Source organism: Stenotrophomonas rhizophila, from assembly GCF_003751305.1.
Classification (GTDB): domain Bacteria; phylum Pseudomonadota; class Gammaproteobacteria; order Xanthomonadales; family Xanthomonadaceae; genus Stenotrophomonas; species Stenotrophomonas rhizophila_B.
The window spans coordinates 2501-5337 of record NZ_RJKV01000005.1 but is presented as its reverse complement, the minus strand read 5'-3'; the positions used below and the strand labels follow the sequence as shown (position 1 = coordinate 5337).

Genomic DNA, 2837 nt, shown 5'->3' with positions numbered 1-2837 from the left:
GGGTAAAAACCCTGGCGATGACCTACTCTCGCATGGCTTAGGCCACACTACCATCGGCGCAGCTGCGTTTCACTTCCGAGTTCGGGATGGGATCGGGTGGTTCCACAGCGCTAATTTCACCAGGGAGACAGTTGGAGCGTCGCCATCCTAAGGAACGGATCAAGGCGCCTGCCTCTCGTAAGTCTTGTGACGTAGCGTGCACTTGGGATCTATCGACATGTCATGTCGGCCAAGGCAACTTGAGGTTATATGGTCAAGCCACACGGATCATTAGTATCAGTTAGCTCAATACATTGCTGTACTTACACACCTGACCTATCAACCACATAGTCTATATGGTTCCTTCAGGGGGCTTGTGCCCCGGGAGATCTCATCTTGAGGCGCGCTTCCCGCTTAGATGCTTTCAGCGGTTATCGCTTCCGAACATAGCTACCCGGCAATGCCACTGGCGTGACAACCGGAACACCAGAGGTTCGTCCACTCCGGTCCTCTCGTACTAGGAGCAGCCCCTCTCAAATCTCCAACGCCCATGGCAGATAGGGACCGAACTGTCTCACGACGTTCTGAACCCAGCTCGCGTACCACTTTAAATGGCGAACAGCCATACCCTTGGGACCGACTACAGCCCCAGGATGTGATGAGCCGACATCGAGGTGCCAAACACCGCCGTCGATATGAACTCTTGGGCGGTATCAGCCTGTTATCCCCGGAGTACCTTTTATCCGTTGAGCGATGGCCCTTCCATACAGAACCACCGGATCACTAAGTCCTAGTTTCCTACCTGCTTGATCCGTCGATCTTGCAGTCAAGCACGCTTATGCCTTTGCACACAGTGCGCGATGTCCGACCGCGCTGAGCGTACCTTCGAGCTCCTCCGTTACTCTTTAGGAGGAGACCGCCCCAGTCAAACTACCCACCATACACGGTCCCCGATCCAGATTATGGACCTAGGTTAGAACGTCAAGCACGACAGGGTGGTATTTCAAGGATGGCTCCACTGCAGCTAGCGCCACAGTTTCATAGCCTCCCACCTATCCTACACAGACGAACTCAACGTTCAGTGTAAAGCTATAGTAAAGGTTCACGGGGTCTTTCCGTCTTGCCACGGGAACGCTGCATCTTCACAGCGATTTCAATTTCACTGAGTCTCGGGTGGAGACAGCGCCGCTGTCGTTACGCCATTCGTGCAGGTCGGAACTTACCCGACAAGGAATTTCGCTACCTTAGGACCGTTATAGTTACGGCCGCCGTTTACTGGGGCTTCGATCAAGAGCTTCGCCTTGCGGCTGACCCCATCAATTAACCTTCCAGCACCGGGCAGGCGTCACACCCTATACGTCCACTTTCGTGTTTGCAGAGTGCTGTGTTTTTGATAAACAGTCGCAGCGGCCTGGTTACTGCGGCCCTCTTCAGCTATAGCTCGCATGAGCCACCAAAAAGGGCGCACCTTCTCCCGAAGTTACGGTGCCATGTTGCCTAGTTCCTTCACCCGAGTTCTCTCAAGCGCCTGAGAATTCTCATCCTACCCACCTGTGTCGGTTTACGGTACGGTCTGCGTAAGCTGAAGCTTAGGAGCTTTTCCTGGAAGCGTGGTATCAGTGACTTCGCCTTAAAGGCTCGTCTCGGTGCTCGGTCTTAAAGGATCCCGGATTTGCCAAAGATCCAAACCTACCGCCTTTCCCCCGGACAACCAACGCCGGGTACACCTAACCTTCTCCGTCCCTCCATCGCACTTACGCGAGGTGCAGGAATATTAACCTGCTTCCCATCGACTACGACTTTCGTCCTCGCCTTAGGGGCCGACTCACCCTGCGCCGATTAACGTTGCGCAAGGAAACCTTGGGCTTTCGGCGTGCGGGTTTTTCACCCGCATTATCGTTACTCATGTCAGCATTCGCACTTCCGATACCTCCAGCAGACTTCTCAATCCACCTTCAACGGCTTACGGAACGCTCCTCTACCGCGTACATATAAATATGCACACCCCAAGCTTCGGTTCACTGCTTAGCCCCGTTAAATCTTCCCCGCAGACCGACTCGACCAGTGAGCTATTACGCTTTCTTTAAAGGGTGGCTGCTTCTAAGCCAACCTCCTGGCTGTCTGTGCCTTTCCACATGGTTTTCCACTTAGCAGTGAATTTGGGACCTTAGCTGTGGGTCTGGGTTGTTTCCCTTTTCACGACGGACGTTAGCACCCGCCGTGTGTCTCCCATACAGTCCGTCTCGGTATTCGGAGTTTGCAATGGTTTGGTAAGTCGCGATGACCCCCTAGCCATAACAGTGCTCTACCCCCGAGAGGATACATATGAGGCGCTACCTAAATAGCTTTCGAGGAGAACCAGCTATCTCCGGGTTCGATTAGCTTTTCACTCCTAATCACAGCTCATCCCCGTCTTTTGCAACAGACGTGGGTTCGGGCCTCCAGTACCTGTTACGGCACCTTCACCCTGGCCATGACTAGATCACCCGGTTTCGGGTCTACTGCCCGCGACTATGCGCCCTTATCAGACTCGGTTTCCCTTCGCCTCCCCTATACGGTTAAGCTTGCCACGAACAGTAAGTCGCTGACCCATTATACAAAAGGTACGCAGTCACTCTTTCGAGCTCCTACTGCTTGTACGCACACGGTTTCAGGATCTATTTCACTCCCCTCTCCGGGGTTCTTTTCGCCTTTCCCTCACGGTACTGGTTCACTATCGGTCGGTCAGTAGTATTTAGCCTTGGAGGATGGTCCCCCCATGTTCAGACAGGGTTTCACGTGCCCCGCCCTACTCGTCTTCACTGGAGTGGCCCTTTTAAATACAGGGCTATCACCTTCTATGGCCAGCCGTTCCAGGC

The 2837-nt window shown here is 53.8% G+C and carries 2 rRNA genes (1 of these 2 cut by a window edge); both read right to left on the bottom strand.

The features are described 5' to 3' along the window. Positions 1–9: 9 nt before the first annotated feature. Positions 10–124: ribosomal RNA gene (rrf, locus tag EDF74_RS18040) — 5S ribosomal RNA — on the bottom strand. Between the two features lie 125 nt (positions 125–249). Beyond that, positions 250–2837 (bottom strand): 23S ribosomal RNA (locus EDF74_RS18035); it runs 291 nt beyond the window's last position.